At 68.2% G+C, this 19,955-nt stretch carries 15 protein-coding genes; 7 read left to right on the top strand and 8 right to left on the bottom strand.

The window, feature by feature from the left end; all coding sequences use genetic code 11:
* Nucleotides 1–15: 15 nt before the first annotated feature.
* Nucleotides 16–2,379 (bottom strand): xanthine dehydrogenase molybdopterin binding subunit, encoded by a 2,364-nt coding sequence (gene xdhB, locus WK25_RS03885; RefSeq protein WP_069241011.1) that lies wholly within the window; start codon nucleotides 2,377–2,379, stop codon nucleotides 16–18.
* An 18-nt stretch (nucleotides 2,380–2,397) separates the two neighbouring features.
* Entirely contained in the window at nucleotides 2,398–3,996 is a 1,599-nt protein-coding gene (gene xdhA / locus WK25_RS03880) for a xanthine dehydrogenase small subunit (protein ID WP_069241010.1), read from the bottom strand.
* 348 nt (nucleotides 3,997–4,344) lie between these two features.
* On the opposite strand from xdhA, the gene WK25_RS03875 reads away from it, so the two are divergent.
* Nucleotides 4,345–5,559 carry an MFS transporter gene (locus WK25_RS03875; RefSeq protein WP_069241009.1) on the top strand — a complete coding sequence of 405 codons (1,215 nt, stop codon included), beginning with the start codon at nucleotides 4,345–4,347 and terminating at the stop codon, nucleotides 5,557–5,559.
* Between the two features lie 224 nt (nucleotides 5,560–5,783).
* Here WK25_RS03875 and WK25_RS03865 read toward each other — a convergent pair whose 3' ends face one another.
* Entirely contained in the window at nucleotides 5,784–6,674 is an 891-nt protein-coding gene (locus WK25_RS03865) for a DMT family transporter (protein WP_040143519.1), read from the bottom strand.
* Nucleotides 6,675–6,807: 133 nt separating this feature from the next.
* Between WK25_RS03865 and WK25_RS03860 the strand changes: the two genes are divergently transcribed.
* Nucleotides 6,808–7,743, top strand: a complete 936-nt coding sequence (locus WK25_RS03860) for an AraC family transcriptional regulator (protein ID WP_040143518.1) — start codon at nucleotides 6,808–6,810, stop codon at nucleotides 7,741–7,743.
* 55 nt (nucleotides 7,744–7,798) lie between these two features.
* On the opposite strand, the gene WK25_RS03855 is transcribed toward WK25_RS03860, so the two are convergent.
* Complete coding sequence (locus WK25_RS03855) at nucleotides 7,799–9,010, bottom strand: pyridoxal-phosphate-dependent aminotransferase family protein (RefSeq protein ID WP_040143517.1); 1,212 nt, start codon at nucleotides 9,008–9,010, stop codon at nucleotides 7,799–7,801.
* Nucleotides 9,011–9,760: 750 nt separating this feature from the next.
* On the opposite strand from WK25_RS03855, the gene WK25_RS03850 reads away from it, so the two are divergent.
* The 5 genes from WK25_RS03850 to WK25_RS03830 all read left to right on the top strand — a co-directional run bounded on the left by WK25_RS03850 (nucleotide 9,761) and on the right by WK25_RS03830 (nucleotide 15,375).
* Nucleotides 9,761–10,744: a LysR family transcriptional regulator gene (locus WK25_RS03850; RefSeq protein ID WP_069241007.1), complete on the top strand. Its 984-nt coding sequence runs from the start codon at nucleotides 9,761–9,763 to the stop codon at nucleotides 10,742–10,744.
* A 30-nt stretch (nucleotides 10,745–10,774) separates the two neighbouring features.
* Nucleotides 10,775–11,773, top strand: a complete 999-nt coding sequence (locus WK25_RS03845; protein WP_040143515.1) for a 2-hydroxyacid dehydrogenase — start codon at nucleotides 10,775–10,777, stop codon at nucleotides 11,771–11,773.
* Nucleotides 11,774–11,913: 140 nt separating this feature from the next.
* A complete protein-coding gene (gene bluB, locus WK25_RS03840) occupies nucleotides 11,914–12,678 on the top strand; it encodes a 5,6-dimethylbenzimidazole synthase (RefSeq protein ID WP_040143514.1) in 765 nt (254 codons plus the stop codon).
* Nucleotides 12,679–12,940: 262 nt separating this feature from the next.
* Nucleotides 12,941–14,110: an MFS transporter gene (locus tag WK25_RS03835; RefSeq protein WP_040143513.1), complete on the top strand. Its 1,170-nt coding sequence runs from the start codon at nucleotides 12,941–12,943 to the stop codon at nucleotides 14,108–14,110.
* A 104-nt stretch (nucleotides 14,111–14,214) separates the two neighbouring features.
* A complete protein-coding gene (locus WK25_RS03830; RefSeq protein ID WP_040143512.1) occupies nucleotides 14,215–15,375 on the top strand; it encodes an MFS transporter in 1,161 nt (386 codons plus the stop codon).
* A gap of 329 nt (nucleotides 15,376–15,704) precedes the next feature.
* Here WK25_RS03830 and fahA read toward each other — a convergent pair whose 3' ends face one another.
* From fahA to WK25_RS03805, 4 genes are read right to left on the bottom strand one after another with little or no spacing between them, the layout of a single operon-like run.
* On the bottom strand, nucleotides 15,705–17,009 hold the full coding sequence (gene fahA, locus WK25_RS03820; RefSeq protein WP_069241005.1) for a fumarylacetoacetase: 1,305 nt from the start codon (nucleotides 17,007–17,009) through the stop codon (nucleotides 15,705–15,707).
* Nucleotides 17,006–18,340: a homogentisate 1,2-dioxygenase gene (hmgA, locus tag WK25_RS03815; protein WP_059544004.1), complete on the bottom strand. Its 1,335-nt coding sequence runs from the start codon at nucleotides 18,338–18,340 to the stop codon at nucleotides 17,006–17,008. The genes fahA and hmgA overlap by 4 nt, the downstream gene beginning before the upstream one ends.
* A gap of 15 nt (nucleotides 18,341–18,355) precedes the next feature.
* The gene (locus tag WK25_RS03810; RefSeq protein WP_040143509.1) at nucleotides 18,356–19,717 is read right to left on the bottom strand and encodes an MFS transporter; all 1,362 of its coding nucleotides are present in this window, start codon (nucleotides 19,715–19,717) and stop codon (nucleotides 18,356–18,358) included.
* Nucleotides 19,714–19,944 carry a DUF2783 domain-containing protein gene (locus WK25_RS03805; protein WP_069241004.1) on the bottom strand — a complete coding sequence of 77 codons (231 nt, stop codon included), beginning with the start codon at nucleotides 19,942–19,944 and terminating at the stop codon, nucleotides 19,714–19,716. The genes WK25_RS03810 and WK25_RS03805 overlap by 4 nt, the downstream gene beginning before the upstream one ends.
* Nucleotides 19,945–19,955: the final 11 nt, after the last annotated feature.

Here is a 19,955-nt window from a genome sequence, read left to right as displayed (position 1 = left end):
AGACGAGTCATCATCTCAGCCTGCCCGCGCGGCGCTCGCCGCACGTACCGCGTGCACCGCGCGCAAGATCGACTCGCCGGTGGCCGGCGCGTCGAGCGGCGGATTCACGCGGTAGTCGCCGACCGCGGCAATCGCATCGCGCACCGCGAAGAACACCGAGAACGGCAACAGCAGCGGCGGTTCGCCGACGGCTTTCGAACGGTGAATGCTGTCCTCCACGTTGCGGTTCTGGAACAGCCGCACGTTGAACTCCGGCGGCGTGTCGTTGACGGTCGGGATCTTGTACGTGGACGGCGCGTGCGTCATCAGCTTACCGCCCGCGTTCCACCACAGCTCCTCGGTCGTGAGCCAGCCCATCCCCTGGATGAACGCGCCCTCGACCTGGCCGATGTCGAGCGCCGGGTTCAGCGACGCGCCGACGTCGTGCAACGCATCGACGCGCAGCGTGCGCATCTCGCCCGTCAGCGTGTCGATCACGACTTCCGATACCGCAGCCCCGTACGAGTAGTAGTAAAACGGCCGGCCTTGCAGCTTCGACTGGTCCCAATGCAGCTTCGGCGTCGCGTAGAATCCGTCGGACCACAGCTGCACGCGCGCGAGATACGCCTTCGCGATCACCTCGCCGAACGGCACGCTCGCGCCGCCGACCCACACGAAGTCGTTGCCGAACGTCACGTCAGCCGGGTCGACCTTGCCGTCGCCGAACTGCTTCGCCGCGAACGCCGCGAGCCGCTCGCGCAACTGGCGCGCCGCATCCTGCGCGGCCTTGCCGTTCAGGTCCGAACCCGTCGATGCGGCAGTCGCGGACGTGTTCGCGACCTTGCTCGTGTCGGTCGCCGTCACGCGGATGCGGCCGAAGCGGATGCCGAGCTCGTGCGCGACGACCTGCGCGACCTTCGTGTTGAGCCCCTGCCCCATCTCCGTGCCGCCGTGATTCACGAGCACCGAGCCGTCCGTGTAGATGTGCACGAGCGCGCCCGCCTGGTTGAAGTGCGTGACGTTGAACGCGATCCCGAACTTCACCGGCGTGAGCGCAATGCCCTTCTTCAGCACCGGGTTGCGCGCGTTGAATGCCCGCACGCCGGCGCGCCGAGCGCGGTAGTCGCTCGTCGTCTCGAGTTCGCCGAGCAGTTCGTGCAGCACGTTGTCCTCGACCGTCTGGCCGTACGGCGTCACGTTGCGTTCGGTCTTGCCGTACAGGTTCGCGTAGCGCACGTCCAGCGGATCGCGGCCGAGCGAGCGAGCGATGTCGTCGAGGATGTACTCGATCGCGAACGCGCCCTGCGGGCCGCCGAAGCCGCGGAACGCGGTGTTCGACTGCGTGTTCGTCCTTCCGCAGTAGCCCGCGATGGCGACGTCGCCGAGCCAGTAAGCGTTGTCGAAGTGGCACACCGCGCGCGTCATCACCGGGCCCGACAGATCGGCCGAGAAACCGCAGCGCGACGTCATGTCGAGCGCGACGCCGTCGATGCGGCCGTCGTCGTCGTAACCGACGTCGAAGCGGTAATGGAAGTCGTGCCGCTTGCCGGTGATCATCATGTCGTCGTCGCGGTCGGGACGCAGCTTCACCGGGCACAGCAGCTTCCACGCGGCGAGCGCCGCGCAGCACGCGAACAGCCCCGACTGCGATTCCTTGCCGCCGAATCCGCCGCCCATCCGCCGGCACTCGACCAGCACGTTGTGCGACGCGACGCCGAGCACGTGCGCGACGAGGTGCTGCATCTCGCTCGGGTGCTGCGTCGAGCAGTACACGTGCATCCCGTCGTCGTCCTTCGGCACCGCATACGCGATCTGCCCTTCCAGGTAGAACTGCTCCTGGCCGCCGAGCAGCATCTCGCCGGACTCGCGATGCGGCGCGGCGGCAAGCCGTGCAGCGGCATCGCCGCGCGCAAGCTTCAGCGGCGGAATCACATAGGTCTCGGCCTTGCGTGCTTCCTGGGCGGTGAGGATCGCGGGCAGCTCTTCGTACTCGACCTGCGCGCGGCGCGCGGCAAGCCGCGCGATGTCGTGCGACGTCGCGACCACGATGAACATCGGCTGGCCGACGAACTGCACGACGCCCTTCGCGAGCACCGGATCGTCGTGGATGATCGGCCCGCAATCGTTGACGCCGGGAATATCGTCGGCAGTGAACACGGCGACCACGCCCGGCGTCGCGCGCACCGCGTCGAAGTTCATCGACACGATCTTCGCGTGCGGCTTCGCGGACAGCCCGAGCGCCGCATGCAGCGTGCCGGCGACGAGCGGAATGTCGTCGGTGTAAGTCGCGCGGCCGCTCACGTGCAGATGCGCGGATTCGTGCGCGCGCGACACGTGCACCTGGGCGGCGTCGGCTTGCGGGTCGACGGCGGTGAGGAACGGTTCTGCTTGCTGGTTCATGTTCGGGGTTCTCCGTCGTCAGACGCGCGCGGCGTCGTTCGCGACTTCAGCGGCGACTTCAGTGGCCACTTCGGCGGCCACTTCGCGCACGCTCAGCGCCTGCACCGGCAGCGGGTCGTGGGGGCGCGTCTCCAGCCAGAAGCGATACATCAGGTTCTTTGCGGTATCGAGGCGATACGCGCTCGTCGCGCGCATGTCCGACAGCGGCTGGTAGTCGCGCTCGAGCGCCTGCATCGCGGCCTGCACGGTCGCTTCGTGCCACTGCGCGCCGTCGAGCACGGCCTCCGTATTCGCCGCGCGCTTCGGCGTCGCGGCCATCCCGCCGAACGCGATGCGCGGCTCGCGAATCAGCTCGCCGTCCGCGATGAACGCGAACGCCGCGCACACCGCGGAGATGTCGGAGTCGAACCGCTTCGACAGCTTGTACGTGCGAAACCGCAGATTCGCGCGCGCGCCGGCGCGGGTCGGCACCTTCAGGCCGACGACGAATTCGTGCGGCGCCATGTCCTTTTGCTGATAACCGGTGTACAGCGCCTCGAGCGGCAGCTCGCGCACCGTGTCGCCGCCGCGCAGCACCACGCGTGCGCCGAGCGCGATCAGGCCGGGCATCGAATCGCCGATCGGCGAACCGTTCGCGACGTTGCCGCCGAGCGTCCCCGCGTTGCGGATCGGCAGCGACGCGAACCGCTTCCACATTTCGGTCAGTTCCGGATACGTGCCGGCGAGTGCCGCATACGCATTTTCGACCGTCACGCCCGCGCCGATCTCGATCCAGTCGTCGCCGTGCACGACCTGCCGCAGTTCGGCGATCTGGCCGACGTAGATCAGGTCGTCGAGGCGGCGCATCTGTTTCGTGACCCACAGGCCGATGTCGGTGCTGCCCGCGAGGATGCGCGCGCCCGGGCGGGCAGCCTTCAGCGCGGCCAGTGCATCGAGCGTGCGCGGCGCCGCGAACTGCGCGCCGTCGGCCGTCGTGTATGCGAACGTGTCGTCCCGCGCGAGCGACGCGAGCGTGCGGGCGAGCGCCGCCGTGTCGACCGGAGCCGATGCGGCGGATGCGCGTTCGCCGGTGGCACCTTCGCCGGCCCCGTCGAACATCCTCACCGCGGCGTCGACGATCGGCCGGTAGCCGGTGCAGCGGCACAGGTTGCCGGTCAGCGCATCGGCGATCTCGGTGCGCGTCGGTACGCTCTTCCCGTTCGCGTACGCGCTGCCGCAGCTTTCGTGACCGTGTTTCTCGTACAGCGCCCACATCGACATCACGAAGCCCGGCGTGCAGAAGCCGCATTGCGAGCCGTGGCAATCGACCATCGCCTGCTGCACCGGATGCAGCGAACCGTCCGGCCGGCGCAGGTCCTCGACCGTCAGCAGCGCCTTGCCGTCGAGCGTCGGCAGGAACTGGATGCAAGCGTTGACGGCCTTGAACGCGACCGCGCCCGCGTCGGTCAGCTCGCCGACGACGACCGTGCACGCGCCGCAATCGCCTTCCGCGCAGCCTTCCTTGGTGCCGGTGCAATGCGCGTCTTCGCGCAAATACTGCAACACGGTGCGGGTGACGTCCGCGCCGCTGACTTCGCGGATCGCGTGACGATGGTAGAAGCGGATCGGCTCACTCATGTCTCTATCGTTCTTCAAGTGGGGGCAAGGCGGCCTGCGCGGGGCGCTCGGCCGACGTGTTTCTGACAGTTTGCACGCTATCACCGCCAAATTCCGCAACCCATAGCCCATCGCGCATGCGGCGCATATAACTGCCGCGATATGCGCGCCGCGGCCGCGCGGCGGCCGTCCCGACCGTTGCCTGGCTTGCGTTGCGCGCGGGCGCACGCCGATTCGCCGGCTCGCCGTCGACGATAAAACGGGTCGGGATTAACTAAACGGTCCCTGCGGGAAAACCGGTTCCATGGGAAAATCCCGATTCCGTTTTTCGCGGTCTTCCGTTCCGTTTCGCTCATCCGTTCCGACCCCATGTCAACCGATTCCGCCACACCGCCGCGCAGCGGCGTTGCCGTCACGCTGCAAATCGTGTCCGTCGTCTGCTTCACGTTCATCTGCTATCTGACCATCGGTCTGCCGCTGGCGGTGCTGCCGGGCTTCGTCCATGACGATCTCGGCTTTTCGGCGATCGTCGCGGGCGGTGCGATCAGCGTCCAGTATTTCGCGACGCTCGCGTCGCGCCCGCTCGCCGGGCGCTTCGCCGACACGCTCGGACCGAAGCAAACGGTGCTGCGCGGGCTGATCGGCTGCGGCGTGTCGGGGGTGCTGCTGCTCGTCGCGCTGCTGCTCGCGCACTGGCCGGCCGCGAGCCTGGTGCTGCTGGTTGCGAGCCGGCTCGTGCTGGGCGTCGGCGAAAGCCTGTGCGGCACCGGCGCGATTCTGTGGGGCATCGGCCGCGTCGGCGTCGCGCACAACGCGAAAGTGATCTCGTGGAACGGCATCGCGACCTACGGCGCGCTCGCGCTCGGCGCGCCGGTCGGCGTCGCGATCGCGCATACGCTGAATCCGGCGCTGATCGGCGTGATCGTGATCGCGCTCGCCGCGCTCGGCTTCTATCTCGCGCGGCTGATCGATCCGGTGCCGGTCGTGCACGGCGAGCGGATGTCGTATGCGAGCGTGTTCACGCGCGTGCTCCCGCACGGCCTCGGCCTCGCGCTCGGCTCGGCCGGCTTCGGCTCGATCGCGACCTTCGTCACGCTGTACTACGCGGCGCGCCACTGGCCGAACGCCGCGCTGTCGCTGACCGTGTTCGGCACGCTGTTCATCGGCGCGCGCCTGCTGTTCGCGAACACGATCAAGACCTACGGCGGCTTCCGCGTCGCGATCGTGTCGTTCGCGTTCGAGTGCTCGGGCCTCGTGCTGCTGTGGCTCGCACCCGTGCCGCACGTCGCGCTCGTCGGCGCGGCGTTGACGGGCTTCGGCTTCGCGCTGATCTTCCCGGCGCTCGGCGTCGAAGCCGTCGCGCTGGTGCCGCCGGCAAGCCGCGGCGCGGCGCTGTCCGCGTATTCGGTGTTCCTCGACCTGTCGCTCGGCATCACCGGCCCGCTCGCCGGTTATGTGGCCGGTGCGTTCGGCTATCCGCAGGTGTTCCTGTTCGCGGCCGTGGCGGCTGCGGCAGGCGTCGTGCTGTCGATGATGCTGTATCAGCGGCAGGCGCGGCTCGCGGGGAGCGGTGCGGCGGCGTAACGCCGGGTGCCGCACGCGCCGCGCGACGCGGCCTGACTCGGCAGCACGTTGGCGTGCTGCAGTACGCGAGCCGCATCGGGGTAGCGCCCGAACGGAACCGCGTTCGTTAGCGAAAGCTTGGGTTCTGCACGATCGCAGCGCCGCGCCGAAGCGAAAATCAGGTTAGCCACAACCGACCCGTGCGCCGGATCCCCGATCGTGCGCACGCACCGCCGCGAACGGGATCAAGCCGTCCGCAAGAACAACCGCCGCGCCAGATCGAAAGCAACGAGATTGCCGGCGAGCACGAGCAGCAGGCCGATCACCGCGAGCGGCGACCATTGGTAGCCTTCGAAGATAGTCGACACGGCCAGCGCGACGATCGGGAACAGCACCGTGCAATATGCGGCGCGCTCCGGCCCGATCCGCCCGACGAGCGTCAGGTACGCGGTAAAGCCGATCACCGATCCCGGCACGGCCAGATAGACGAGCGCGCCGAGATAGCGCGGGCTCGGATCGATCATGAACGGCAATCCGGCCGCCGCGCTGCCGATCGTCAGGATCCCCGCGCCGATCAGCATCGCCCAGCCGTTGGTCGCGAGCGGGTGCAGGCCCATCGACTGCATCCGGCTCGACAGCAGGTTGCCGGCCGAGAAGCACATCGTGCCGGCGAACGCGATCGCGAGGCCGATCCACGTTGCATGATCGTCCAGATGTCCGGCCATTTGCTGCCAGAACAGACACGCGATGCCGGTCAGCCCGAGCAGCGCGCCGGCGATCGCGGACGGCCGCAACGGACGGCCCATGAACAGCCGGCCGTTGATCGAATTCAGCAGCGGCGCGGTCGAGAAGATCACCGCGACGAGGCCGCTCGGCACGACCTGCTCCGCATAGTAGAAGCACAGGAAATTCAGGCAGAACAGCGCGAAGCCCTGCGCGACGAGGTAGCGCCACGCCTCGCGCGGCGGGCGCACCGGCCGGCGCATCACGCGCAGCAGCGCAAACAGCACGGCGGACGCTAGCCAGAAGCGCCACGCGATCGACACGGGCGGCGGCACGGCGCCGAGCTGCCACTTGATTGCGATCCAGGTGGTGCCCCAGATCAGCACGGTGACGAAATAGAGCGACAGGTTCATGGCGGCGGCGAAGCGAAACGAGTGAAACGGACTGCGACTATGCGGCCGCCCCGCCGCTGCGGATTGTCCGAAATTGCGGTCTTTTTCGCGGCGCCGCACGGCGCTCGGCGCGCGAGCTTATACTCGTCCCATCATGAGTTCGCCCCTGTACGCCCCGCCCGTCGACCACGCCGCCGCCCTGGCCGGCGGCGCGATGCCATTCGGCCTGCACTCGGTGTGCCGCACGCTCGCCGAGGCGAACGCAACGCTCGAGCGCTTCGCATGGCTCGGCGACCATCTCGCGATCGCCGAATGGACGCGCATCACCGACGAAAGCGAAACGATCTACGAACAGCCCGGCCACCATACGCTGTCGTGCTATCTCGACGGCGGCTACCGGACGGAGCGCGAACGCGTGCCGCGCTACGGCGCGCCGAGCCTGTTGTGCGCGCTGCCCGGCGACCACGAATCGCGCTGGTGGGTGCGCGGCGAGATGCACTTCATCCACCTGTACTTCCTTCCCGAACACTTCACGCAGCGCGCGATCCGCGAGCTCGACCGCGAACCGCGAGAGCTCAAGCTCGCCGACCGCACCTATTTCGAGGATGCGCGCATGGCCGCGCAGTTGCGTACGCTCGCGCTCGAGCGCTGGGACGACGCGGACGGGAAATTGCGCGTGAACGAGGCCGCGCACGACGTGCTGAGCCTGCTGCTGCGCGGCCAGAGCACGGCTCGCACCGACACGCCGTTCCGTGGCGGTCTCGCGCCGGCTGTACGGCGTCGCGTGCGCGACTATATCGACACCTACCTGTCGCAGCCGCTCACGCTTGGCGAACTGGCGAACGTCGCCGCGCTGTCCGAATACCACTTCGCGCGGATGTTCCGGCTGTCGTTCGGCCGCGCGCCGCACGCGTGGGTGGCCGAGCAGCGGCTCGCACGGGCGCGGCTGCTGCTGCGCACGACGGCGCTGCCGCTCGCGCAGGTCGCGGCCGAGTGCGGCTATGCGAACGCCGGGCACTTCAGCCATCGCTTTCGCGACGCGCACGGCACGACGCCGAACGCGTACCGGCGCGCGATGCAAGGCGGCTGAGCAGCCGCGCCATTCAATGGACGGCCGCGCTGCGCGCCCGCCGGCACCGCCCCGCTTACGCGCCCCGCCTCGACAGTTCCTGCTCGAGCGCGGCCACGCCGGCCGGCAGGTCGACCGGCACCTTCAGGTCGACCATCGTGCGGCCGAACGCATGGAGCGTGCGGAACAGGTTGTGTTCCCGGCACTGCTCGCCCATCTGGCCGATTCGCACGATCGGCAAGCCGAACGAGCCCGAGATCTCGACCTGGTACTGCTTCGAGATGTGACCGCACACCATCCCGGGCGTGAGCCCTTCGGGCGTCTCTATTCCGACCACCGAATTGAGCCGGCAGTCCTTCGGCGCATAGAGCGCGAGACCCATCGCCTCGACGCCGGCCTGCAGCGCGAGCGAACAGCGCAGATGGCGCGCGAAGCGGCTTTCGAGCGTTTCCGCGCACACGAGCCGCAGCGCCTCGTGCAGCGCGAGCACGCCGGACACCGGCGCCGTATAGTGATACCCCGCGTTGTGCCAGAAGTTCTCGGCGAGCGCCATGTCGAGGCACCAGTGCGCGTTCGGCTCGGGACGCTGCTTCATCCGCTCCCACGCGGCGTCGGAGAACGCGATCAGCGACACGCCGGGGATCGACGACAACCCCTTCTGGCCGCCGGTGATCACAGCGTCGATGCCCCACGCGTCCATTTCGAGCGGCATCGTCGACAGCGTGCACACCGCATCGACCACGACCAGCGCGCCGGCCGCCTTCGCGAGTGCCGCGATGTCGCGCAGGTCGCGGTTCCACACGGTATTCGACGTCTCGCCCTGCACGATCGTGACGATCTCCGGGCGCTCGCGCGCGATCGCATCGGCAATCTCGTCGAGGCTCGCGACCGCACGGTCCGCCACTTCGAGCGTCGCGACGTCGGCGCCGACGCGGGTCGCCATTTCGGCCATCCGTGCGCTGAAGAAGCCGTTGCGGATCGACAGTACGCGCGTGCCGCGCCATGCGAGATTCGAGATCGCCATCTCCATCGCGGCGGAGCCCGGGCCGGCGACGCCGAGCACCCACTTCGTGCGCGTCTGGAACACGTAGCGCGCCATTTCCTTCACCTGCTCGATGATCTTCGCCATCGTCGCGCCGAGGTGGTTGATCACGATCGTGTTCGCCTTCGCAACGGCGGCCGGAATCGGAACCGGGCCGGCCCCCATCATCAGCAGCGGTTCTTCGGGCAGGATCGCGTCGAGCGGCACGACGACGGGACAGGGAATCGGCGAGTAATCGATGGACATGGCTGGTAGAGGAGGAAGGAAAAAACGCACGGACGTCGTTCGCCGCACGGCATGGCGAAAGTAATCGATCATTCCGCGTTCCGCGCCCGCGCGCAAGAGGCACACGCGGCCGGACAGCGTGACGGTGGCCCGGTCGACGGACCGGGCCAGCCGTCCGTGCGGGCATTGCACGATTGTGGCGCCGATTCGCGCCGCATTGCGACGCGCCGCCGAAACGGTTCCATGCAAACGCCGATAGCCGCGATTTTCTCCGGCAATATCGCGGCGAATCCGGGATGCTCGCGTTCAGCACCACGCGCGTATCGCCCGGATTACCCGTCGTCACGATAAAAATCACGCGGATGGAATCGGTCCACGAAAGCCAGACCCGCGCAAAAACATCCATTATCGCAGCATGAATTGGCGATCGATTTCACCCCATTATCGTCTCAGCGACCGAACACCAAAGACAAAGCATTGATTTACATATACAAATTCGACCATCATGCAGTTGCTTCAAGCCGCCTCGGCAAATCCGCGGCGCTCTGCAGGCGCGTCATTGCGTTAAACCGATACTCGCGATTTCGATTTTACGCAACCCGCCCATTTTCTCAGGTTGACGAGTAACGCCTTCGTAATGAACAATCGTCTGCAGAATCGAAAACCGGTTTTTCGATACGAACGAAAGCCGGACGTCGCGCGACGGTTTTCCAGGTCGTGCAACGAAAAATCACAACCATAATCATTCACCGGGCCAGAAATCCGCGAGCCATGAACCAGATTCAGACCATGCGTGTGTTCGTCTGCGTCGCCGAGCAGCAGAGCTTCCGGCGCGCGGCGCACCATCTCGGCGTATCCAACGCGCTCGTCACGCGCTCGATCGCGATGCTCGAGTCTCACCTGAACACGCGGCTGATCCACCGCACCACGCGCAACCTGTCGCTGACGGAGGCGGGCCTGCGCTACCTCGACGGCTGCCGCGCGCTGCTCGAGGAATTCGATCATCTCGAGGCGTCCGTCGCACACGCGGTGCGCGAGCCGGCCGGCACGCTGCGCGTCGTCGCGTCGGGGCTGCTGTCACCGCTCGCGCTGACGCCGCTCATCAGCGAGTTCCGTCACCGCTACCCCGAATTGCGCGTGCAGCTCACCGTCGCCGACGGGCCGCTCGACGTGCTCGATTCGGGCTACGACGTCGGCATCGTCACCGGCAACCGGCTCGACGGCAACCCGACGCTGATCGGCCATGCACTGCCGCCTAATCCGTTCGTCGCCTGCGCAGCGCCCGCGTATCTCGAACGGCGCGGCGAGCCGCGCGCGCCCGACGATCTGCCGGGCCACGACTGGGTCACGCTCGCGCCGCATCAGCATGCGCCGTCGTGGCGGCTCATCGGCCACGACGGCGTCACGCATCCGGTCACGGTGCGCCCCACCTGCACGGTCAACCAGCTCGCGCTCGTGCAGTCGGCGGCCGTCGCCGGGTCCGGCATCGCGGTGCTGCCCGAACCGTGCGCCGCCGAAGCCATCGCCAACGGCACGCTCGTGCGCCTGCTGCCCGGCTACCGGATCGACGATCCGGACGCGCAGCTGTCGCTCGTCTACCCGAACCGCCAATACGTGCCGGCCCGCACGCGCAGCTTCGTCGAGCACGCGCTCGAGCATTTCGGCGTCGAGGCGGCCCGCGAACGCACCGCGTACGACTTCCTGCACACGCCGCGCGGGCCCGATCGCACCGATATCGTCACGGGGCTGCAGTAGACTGCACGCGATAGCCATCGGAGGTGCAGCGTGCGCGTGATCCTGTTCAGCAGCCGGCAGTACGACGACGAATCGTTTACCGCCGCGAATCGGCAGTTCGGCTATCGGCTGCACTTTCAACCCTCCCATCTCGACGCGGAAACCGCGATCCTCGCGCACGGCTATGAAGTCGTGTGCCCGTTCGTCAACGACACCGTCGACGCGGCCGTGCTCGAGCGGCTCGCCGACGGCGGCACCCGGCTGATCGCGCTGCGCTCGGCAGGCTTCAACCATGTCGATCTGGCAGCGGCCGAGCGGCTCGGCATCGCGGTCGTGCGCGTGCCAGCCTATTCGCCGCACGCGGTTGCCGAACATGCGGTCGCGCTGATCCTCGCGCTCAATCGCCGGCTGCCGCGCGCCGTTGCGCGCACGCGCGAAGGCGACTTCTCGCTGAACGGGCTGCTCGGCTTCGACCTGCACGGCAAGACCGTCGGCGTGATCGGCACCGGGCTGATCGGCCGCGTGTTCGCGAAGATCATGATGGGCTTCGGAATGCACGTGCTCGCGCATTCGATGCCGCCCTACGACGAAGAGCTGATCGCGTTCGGCGCGCGCTACGTCGAGCTCGACGATCTGCTGCACGGCGCCGACATCGTGAGCCTGCACTGTCCGCTGCTGCCGTCCACCCACCATCTGATCAACGCGAGGACACTCGCGCGGATGAAGCACGGCGCAATGCTGATCAACACCGGCCGCGGCGGTCTCGTCGACGCGCAGGCGCTGATCGACGCGCTCAAGAGCGGCCAGCTCGGCCATCTCGGGCTCGACGTGTACGAGGAAGAAAGCGGCCTGTTCTTCGAGGATCATTCCGACCTGCCGCTGCAAGATGACGTGCTCGCGCGCCTGCTCACGTTCCCGAACGTGATCGTCACGTCGCACCAGGCGTTCTTCACGCGCGAGGCGCTTGCAGAGATCGCGCACACGACGCTGCTGAACATCGACGCGTGGCACGCCGGCACACCGGCCAACGTCGTCACGGCGGGACGCTGACCGACGGCATCCGGTGCGTGTCGGACACGGCGTTCTTCCGGCGCATCCGTCAACGGTTGGGCGTTTTGTTTCGAATGATGTAACGCCGCTCGCGCATCGTCTGCTATCGTTGCGCCCACCTCCCCCTGCTTCTGCCGCTCATGCGTTTCGACGAATCCGCCATTGCCGCGGTTTACCGCGCGATCTTCGAACGGCGCGACATGCGCCACTTCACGCCGGCGCCCGTCGATCCGGCCACGCTCGCGCGCCTGCTGCGCGCCGCGCACCACGCGCCGAGCGTCGGCTTCATGCAGCCGTGGCGCTTCATCCGCATCACCGATCCCGCGCTGCGCATCGCGATCCATGCACTCGTCGAGGCCGAGCGCCGCGCGACCGCCGATGCGCTCGGCGAGCGGCAGGACGAATTCATGCGGCTGAAGGTCGAAGGCGTGCGCGAATGCGGCGAACTGCTGGTCGTCGCGCTGGCCGACGATCGCGAGCGCCACGTATTCGGCCGCCGCACGCTGCCGGAGATGGACCTCGCGTCCGCGGCGTGCGCGATCCAGAACATGTGGCTCGCCGCGCGCGCGGAAGGGCTCGGGATGGGCTGGGTGTCGCTGTTCGACGTCGACGCACTGCGCACGCTGCTCGGCATGCCGGCCGGCGCGAAACCGATCGCGGTGCTGTGCGTCGGCCATGTCGACGCGTTCTATGCAAAGCCGATGCTCGAGGAGGAGCGCTGGGCGGCGCGGATGCCGATCGAAGCGTGCCTGTTCGAGAACGGCTGGGATGCGCCGGCGACGGCTGAAGCCGGCTGCGCCGCGGCCTGCGTGAGTCCGGCTGGCGACACGTCGCCGTCGCGCGCGAACGTTGCGCCGGACGAAGCCGCAGCCCGGACGCCGGGCGACACATTACCGCGGCGCTAACCTAGGGAGCGGTCGAGTAACGCACGGATTTCGCGGCTGTGTTCCGGCCCGATATTTCGCGGCGCGCCGCGCTGCCGGACACCGCACGGTCCCACCGTGTCGCGCGCGCCGCCACGCTTGGGCGCACGGCGGCACTATCTATTTTGGCGCCGGGCGTCAGGGTTTTCACTGAAGTAGAATCGCGGCTGACAGCTCTTTGCCGTGCCCGTCCCGCGCATCCCGCGCCGACCTCGGGCCGCGCCTTTTTCCGTAGCCCACCGCGATGCCCTTGCCTCTTTTCGCCCTTGCCGTCGCCGCATTTGGAATCGGTACCACCGAGTTCGTGATCATGGGGCTGCTGCCCAACGTCGCCCGCGACCTCGGCGTGTCGATCCCGGCCGCCGGGATGCTCGTGTCGGGCTATGCGCTCGGTGTGACGATCGGCGCGCCGATCCTCGCGGTCGTCACCGCGAAGATGCCGCGCAAGCGTGCGCTGATGGGTCTGATCGGGCTGTTCATCGCGGGCAACCTGTTCTGCGCGATCGCGCCCGGCTATGCGGTGCTGATGGCTGCGCGGGTCGTCACCGCGTTCTGCCACGGCGCATTTTTCGGCATCGGCTCGGTCGTCGCGAGCAGCCTCGTCGCGCCGAACCGCCGTGCGCAGGCGATCGCGCTGATGTTCACCGGCCTCACGCTCGCGAACGTGCTCGGTGTGCCGCTCGGCACCGCGCTCGGCCAGGCATACGGCTGGCGCGCAACGTTCTGGGCCGTCACCGGCATCGGCATCGCCGCGGCTGCCGCGCTTGCAGTATGCGTGCCGAAGAACCTGGCGATGCCCGACACCAGCATCACGCGCGAATTCGGCGTGCTGAAGCACCCGCAGGTGCTGATGGTGCTCGGCATCAGCGTGCTCGCGTCTGCGAGCCTGTTCAGCGTGTTCACGTACATCACGCCGATCCTCGAGGACGTCACGGGCTTCTCGCCGCGCCAGGTCACCTACGTGCTGCTGCTGTTCGGCGCCGGCCTGACCGTGGGCGGCACGCTCGGCGGCAAGCTCGCGGACTGGCGCCGGATGCCGTCGCTGATCGCGGCGCTCGCGCTGATCGGCGTCGTCCTCGCGCTGTTCGCCGGCACGATGCACGTGCCGTTCGCGGCGCTCGCGACGATCTTCGTGTGGGGCATGCTCGCGTTTGCGATCGTGCCACCGCTGCAGATCCTGATCGTCGACCGCGCAAGCGATGCGCCGAACCTGGCGTCGACGCTGAATCAGGGTGCGTTCAACCTCGGCAACGCGACGGGAGCGTGGCTCGGCGGGATGGCGATCGGCTCCGGCGTGTCGCTCGTCAACCTGCCGTGGGTCGGCGTCGCGATGGCCGTCGCGGCGCTCGCGCTCACGCTGTGGTCGGCGTCGCTCGAACGCCGCCCGGTGGCCGTGCCGACCGAGTATGTCTGACGCGACGTTGCCGGCATGCTGCCCCGATCGTTGCGAGCACAACGCCATTCGACCCTGACAGCCTTCATGGACCTTTCAATGTCCGCGGTGTAGCATCCCGGCCGATGAAAGCCATTCTGAATCGTGATTTCCTCGCGCTGATCCTTAGCGTCGCGGTGGTCGGCCTCGGCACCGGCGCGACGATGCCGCTCACCGCACTCGCATTGACCGAAGCCGGGCACGGCACCAACGTCGTCGGCATGCTGACCGCGGCGCAGGCCGGCGGCGGTCTCGCGATCGTCCCGTTCGTTACCGCGCTCGCGCGGCGGATCGGCGCGCGCCGGGCAATCGTCGTGTCCGTCGTACTGCTCGCCGCGGCCACCGCGCTGATGCAGTGCACGTCGAGTCTCGTCGTCTGGGCCGTGCTGCGCGTGCTGTGCGGCGCGGCGTTGATGCTGCTGTTCACGATCGGCGAGGCGTGGGTCAACCAGCTCGCCGACGATTCGACGCGCGGCCGCGTGGTCGCGATCTATGCGACCAATTTCACGCTGTTCCAGATGGCCGGCCCGGTGCTCGTCAGCCAGATCGCCGGTGCGACGGGCATCCGCTTCGCGCTGTGCGGCGCGCTGTTCCTGCTCGCGCTGCCGACGCTCGCGACGATCCGGCGCGCGCCGCTCGCCGGCGACGACGCGCATCACGCAGCGCACGACAGCTGGTTCGCCGTGCTGCCGCGCATGCCCGCTTTGATCATCGGCACCGGCTTCTTCGCGCTGTTCGACACGCTCGCGCTGTCGCTGCTGCCGCTCTATGCGATGGATCACGGCGTCGCGAGTGCGACCGCGGTGCTGCTCGCGTCGATCATGCTGTTCGGCGATACCGCGATGCAGTTTCCGATCGGCTGGCTCGCGGACAAGCTCGGCCGCGAACGCGTGCACCTCGGCGCCGGCTGGATCGTCCTCGCGGGCCTGCCGCTGCTGCCCTTCGTGATCGCAAATCCGTGGCTGTGCTGGCCGCTGCTGTTCGTGCTCGGCGCGGCGGCCGGCAGCATCTATACGCTGTCGCTCGTCGCATGCGGCGAACGCTTTCGCGGCACGGCGCTCGTCACCGCGAGCTCGCTCGTGTCGGCGTCGTGGAGCGCCGCAAGCTTCGGCGGGCCGCTGGTTGCCGGCGCGTTGATGGAGCAACTGGGCAGCAACGCGCTGGTCGGCGTGCTGATCGTCTGCGTCGGCGCGTTCGTCGCGGCCGCGCTGTGGGAACGACGGGGGACCGTGCAGCGCGCGGTTTGATGCCGAGCGGCGTCAATGCTCAGGTTGGCGTTCTGCGTTCTGCGTTCTGCGTTCTGCGTTCTGCGTTCTGCGTTCTGCGTTCTTCGTTCTTCGTTCTTCGTTCTTCGTTCTTCGTTCTTCGTTCGGCGTTCGGCGTTCGGCGTTCGGCGTTCGGCGTTCGGCGTTCGGCGTTCGGCGTTCGGCGTTCGGCGTTCGGCGTTCGGCGTTCGGCATCGTGCACCCAAACGCATCGGTTCGCGCGCCCGGATTCCGGTAAACGCACACGGCCCGCGCAATGCGGGCCGCCCTTGTCCTTCGGGACCGCGCGCGACGTCTCGCGCCGAGAACCCTTACGCGTCGTGCGCCGGCACGATCTTGCCGGCGCACGCGCCGAAGCCGACGCGATAGCCGTCTCCCTGACACCAGCCGGCGAGCGTGAGTTCGTCACCGTCCTCGATGAACGTGCGGCTGCCGCCGCCGTTCAGCGCGAGCGGCTCCTTGCCGTTCCACGTCAGTTCGAGCAGGCTGCCGAACGAATCCTTCGTCGGCCCGCTGATCGTTCCGGAGCCCATCAGATCGCCGACGCGCGTGTTGCACCCCGCGACCGTGTGGTGCGCGAGCTGCTGCGCCATCGTCCAGTACATGTGCTTGAAATTCGTGCGGCAGATCGACGTCGGCTCCGCGGCGCCTTCGGCGCGCAGCGTCACTTCGAGCTCGATGTCGAACGCGTGCTTGCCCGAATGCCGCAGATACGGGAGCGGCTGCGGCGACTGCTCGGGCTGCGCGACACGAAACGGTTCGAGCGCGTCGAGCGTGACGATCCACGGCGAGATCGTCGTCGCGAAGCCCTTCGAATTGAACGGCCCGAGCGGCACGTATTCCCACTGCTGGATGTCGCGCGCGCTCCAGTCGTTCAGCAGCACCATTCCGAAGATGTGCGCTTCCGCGTCCTCGCACGCGATCGGCTCGCCAAGCGCGTTGCCCTTGCCGACGATGAAGCCCGTCTCAAGCTCGATATCGAGCTTGCGGCACGCGCCGAACACCGGGCGCTCCAGATCGGGCAATTTAAGCTGCCCGTTCGGGCGCCGCACCGGCGTGCCGCTCACGACCACCGACGACGCACGGCCGTTGTAGCCGATCGGCATCTCCGACCAGTTCGGCAACAGCGCATTCTTGGGATCACGGAACATCGAGCCGACGTTGGTCGCATGCTCCTTCGACGAATAAAAATCGGTGTACCCCGGGATGTCGACCGGCAGATGCAGCGTCGCGTCGCGCTGCGCGACGAGCACCTGCGCGCGCAATGCCGCATCGTCACGCAGCCGCGCGTTGTCGCGCGAAAACAGGTCGGACAGTTGCACGCGCATACTGCGCCACGCATCGCGGCCGAGCGCGATGAACGCGTTGAGCGTCGGCGCGGCAAACACGTCGGCGCCGGCCGGGAGCGTGACGAGGCCCGCACGGGCGAGCGCGGCGACGTCGACGATCTGGTCGCCGAGGGCGACGCCGGCACGGCGCGCCGTCTGCGTCGCGTCGCTGAAGATGCCGAACGGCAGATTCTGGATCGGGAAATCGCAGGCGGGATCATTCGCCGTGTCGACCCAGCTCTTGCGAGCCGGGTCCAGCGTCGCGCGCCAGTCGTGGGTGTCGCTCATCGTTGCTCCGGATTGAAGTGTTTCTGGATGCGTTGCCAGCATTCGAAGTAGTCGGCCTGCAGTTGCGCGGTGTCGAGCGCATAGCGCGTCGGCCGGATCAGCGTGCGGGTTTCGAACATGAACGCCATCGTCGCGTCCACCTTGTGCGGCTTCGTCGTGTCGCTGACCGACGCCTTCTCGAACGTATCCGCGTCCGGCCCGTGGCCCGACATGCAGTTGTGCAGGCTCGCGCCGCCGGGCACGAAACCCTCGGCCTTCGCGTCGTACGCGCCGTGCACGAGACCCATGAATTCGCTCGCGACGTTGCGGTGGAACCACGGCGGGCGGAACGTATCCTCGGCGGCGAGCCACCGCGGCGGGAAGATCACGAAGTCGATCGTGTCGACGCCCGGCGTGTCGCTCGGCGACTGCAGCACGAGGAAGATCGACGGATCGGGATGGTCGAAGCTGATCGAGCCGATCGTGTTGAACAGACGCAGGTCGTATTTGTACGGCGCATAGTTGCCGTGCCACGCGACGACGTCGAGCGGCGAATGGCCGATGTCCGCGCGCCACAGGCGCCCGTTCAACTTCGCGACGAGCTCGAACGCGCCTTCCCGGTCCTCGTACGCGGCCTGCGGCGTGAGGAAATCGCGCGGGTTCGCGAGCCCGTTCGAACCGATCGGGCCGAGGTCCGGCAAGCGCAGCAACGCGCCGAAGTTCTCGCAGATGTAGCCGCGCGCGTCGCCGTCCGGCAGCGCGACCGTAAAACGCACGCCGCGCGGGATCACCGCGATCTCGAACGGCTCGACGTCCACGCGGCCGAACTCGGTCGCGATGAAAAGCCGCCCCTGCTGCGGCACGATCAGCAGTTCGCCGTCGGCGCTGTAGAAGAAACGGTCCTGCATCGAGCGGTTCGCCGCGTACAGATGAATCGCGCAGCCGCTCATCGCGGCCGCCGAGCCGTTGCCCGCCATCGTGACCAGCCCTTCGACGAAATCGGTCGGCTCGACCGGCATCGGCAGCGGATCCCAGCGCAACTGATTCGGCGGCGTCGGCGGCACGTCCGCGGAATCGCCGAATTCGGCCACGAGCCGCTGGGGCCCCGTGAGCGGCTCGAACGGCCGGTGCACGGCCGCCGGCCGGATCCGGTACAGCCACGAGCGGCGGTTGTGCGCGCGCGGCGCGGTAAAGGCGGTGCCCGACAACTGCTCCGCATACAGCCCGTACGGCGCGCGCTGCGGCGAATTGCGCCCGTGCGGCAGCGCGCCGGGCAGCGCCTCGGTCGCGAATTCGTTCGCGAATCCGCTCAAGTAGCCGGCGGTTGCCGGTTTCGACAGGTCAAGCGTCATCGTTTCCTTTCTCCATCAGTTCACAGCGGCGTTCGGCGCCCGAGCATCGCTGCGCCGCGTGACGCCCGCGAGGCCGAGCACGAACAGCGCCGAGCACAGCACGGGCACCGCGGCCGCGTGGAACAGCGCGCCGTTCGTCCAGTTCAATGCAATCAGTTGTCCGCCGACGAGCGGCCCGAGCACCGAGCCGATCCGGCCGATCCCGAGGCTCCAGCCGATGCCGGTCGAGCGCAGCGACGTCGGGTAATACTGGCCCGCGAGCGCGTTGACGGCCGGCTGGCCGCCCACCACGCAGAATCCGCCTGCGAACACGACGAGCAGCAGCCACGGCAGCGCATGCGCGACCGATCCGATCAGTCCCACCGACACGGCCGCGCACGCGAAGCACGCGAACAGCACGCGCACGAAGCCGTAGCGTTCGATGAACCAGCCGAGCGACAGCGTGCCGATCACGCCGCCTGTCTGCAGCACCGTGCCGACGATCACCGCCGTGCCCGGCGAATAGCCCGCGTCGCGCATCACGGTCGGCAGCCAGTTCGACAGGAAGTACAGGTCGATCAGGTTCATGAAGCTGATCGCCCATAGCAGCAGCGTGACCGGCAGGCGGCCGTCGCGGAACAGTTCGGCGACCGGCGCGCCGTTCGTCGCGCGCTCGCGCACGGCAAGCCGCGTGTTCGCATCGATGCCGGCGTGCGGCGCGAAGCGCGCGAGCCAGTCGCGCGCCTGCGCGTCCCGGCCTTTCAGCACCAGGAACTGCAGCGACTCGGGCAGCCGCGCGATCATCGCGATCGTCAGCACGAGCGGCACCGCGCCGCCGACGAAGAACACCGCGCGCCAGCCGAGTGCCGGAATCAGCGCGGCGCTGATGAAGCCGCCGATCGCCGCGCCGAGCGTGAAGCCGCACGACACGATCATCATCCGCTTCACGCGATGCGCACCCGGACTGAACTCGCCGACCAGCGCCATCGCGTTCGGCATGATGCAGCCGAGGCCGAGCCCCGTGACAAAGCGCAGCACCATCAGCACCGGGATCGAGCCCGCGAACGGCGTCGCGAGCATCGTCACCGCGAAGAACAGCGTCGAGCCGATCAGCACCGGGCGCCGCCCGATCCGGTCGGCCAGCACCGACAGCGCGAGCGCGCCGAGCAGCATCCCGAACAGGCTCGCGCTAAAGACGGGCCCGAGCGCCTGCTTAGGCACGCCCCATTCGGCGATCACGCTCGGTGCGACGTAGCCCATCGCCTGCGCGTCGAAGCCGTCGATCACGAGGCACAGTCCGCACAGGATCAGCAACATCCAGTGAAAGCCCGGGCGATGCGTGTCGTCGATCACGCGCTCGACTTCCACCACGCGCGTAGCGGCCGGCGCCGCGCTCATTGCGTCACCTCGGCGGCCGGATGCACAGGCGGCGTCACGCCCTGGCGCGCGAGCGCCATCGCTTCGCGCAGCACGTCGGCGTCGCCGATCTGGTTCGCGAGCAACAGGATCAGCTTCGCGTTGACGAGCTGGCTGTCGGCGTCCGACAAGTCGCGATGCATGTCGATCAGCGCTTCGTAGAACGTGTCCGGATCGGCAAGACGCGGGCGGGTGTCGAGTCGGGGCATGACGGTGTCTC

It is taken from the genome of Burkholderia latens (assembly GCF_001718795.1).
Lineage (GTDB): Bacteria > Pseudomonadota > Gammaproteobacteria > Burkholderiales > Burkholderiaceae > Burkholderia > Burkholderia latens_A.
This window is presented reverse-complemented; position numbering and strand designations above follow the sequence as displayed.

What these genes read in the sequence shown, in the direction of transcription:
- xdhB (WP_069241011.1), bottom strand. Translation starts at nt 2,379, where the DNA reads ATGAACCAGCAAGCAGAACCGTTCCTCACCGCCGTCGACCCGCAAGCC.
- xdhA (WP_069241010.1), bottom strand. Translation starts at nt 3,996, where the DNA reads ATGAGTGAGCCGATCCGCTTCTACCATCGTCACGCGATCCGCGAAGTC.
- WK25_RS03875 (WP_069241009.1), top strand. Translation starts at nt 4,345, where the DNA reads ATGTCAACCGATTCCGCCACACCGCCGCGCAGCGGCGTTGCCGTCACG.
- WK25_RS03865 (WP_040143519.1), bottom strand. Translation starts at nt 6,674, where the DNA reads ATGAACCTGTCGCTCTATTTCGTCACCGTGCTGATCTGGGGCACCACC.
- WK25_RS03860 (WP_040143518.1), top strand. Translation starts at nt 6,808, where the DNA reads ATGAGTTCGCCCCTGTACGCCCCGCCCGTCGACCACGCCGCCGCCCTG.
- WK25_RS03855 (WP_040143517.1), bottom strand. Translation starts at nt 9,010, where the DNA reads ATGTCCATCGATTACTCGCCGATTCCCTGTCCCGTCGTCGTGCCGCTC.
- WK25_RS03850 (WP_069241007.1), top strand. Translation starts at nt 9,761, where the DNA reads ATGAACCAGATTCAGACCATGCGTGTGTTCGTCTGCGTCGCCGAGCAG.
- bluB (WP_040143514.1), top strand. Translation starts at nt 11,914, where the DNA reads ATGCGTTTCGACGAATCCGCCATTGCCGCGGTTTACCGCGCGATCTTC.
- WK25_RS03835 (WP_040143513.1), top strand. Translation starts at nt 12,941, where the DNA reads ATGCCCTTGCCTCTTTTCGCCCTTGCCGTCGCCGCATTTGGAATCGGT.
- WK25_RS03830 (WP_040143512.1), top strand. Translation starts at nt 14,215, where the DNA reads ATGAAAGCCATTCTGAATCGTGATTTCCTCGCGCTGATCCTTAGCGTC.
- fahA (WP_069241005.1), bottom strand. Translation starts at nt 17,009, where the DNA reads ATGAGCGACACCCACGACTGGCGCGCGACGCTGGACCCGGCTCGCAAG.
- hmgA (WP_059544004.1), bottom strand. Translation starts at nt 18,340, where the DNA reads ATGACGCTTGACCTGTCGAAACCGGCAACCGCCGGCTACTTGAGCGGA.
- WK25_RS03810 (WP_040143509.1), bottom strand. Translation starts at nt 19,717, where the DNA reads ATGAGCGCGGCGCCGGCCGCTACGCGCGTGGTGGAAGTCGAGCGCGTG.
- WK25_RS03805 (WP_069241004.1), bottom strand. Translation starts at nt 19,944, where the DNA reads ATGCCCCGACTCGACACCCGCCCGCGTCTTGCCGATCCGGACACGTTC.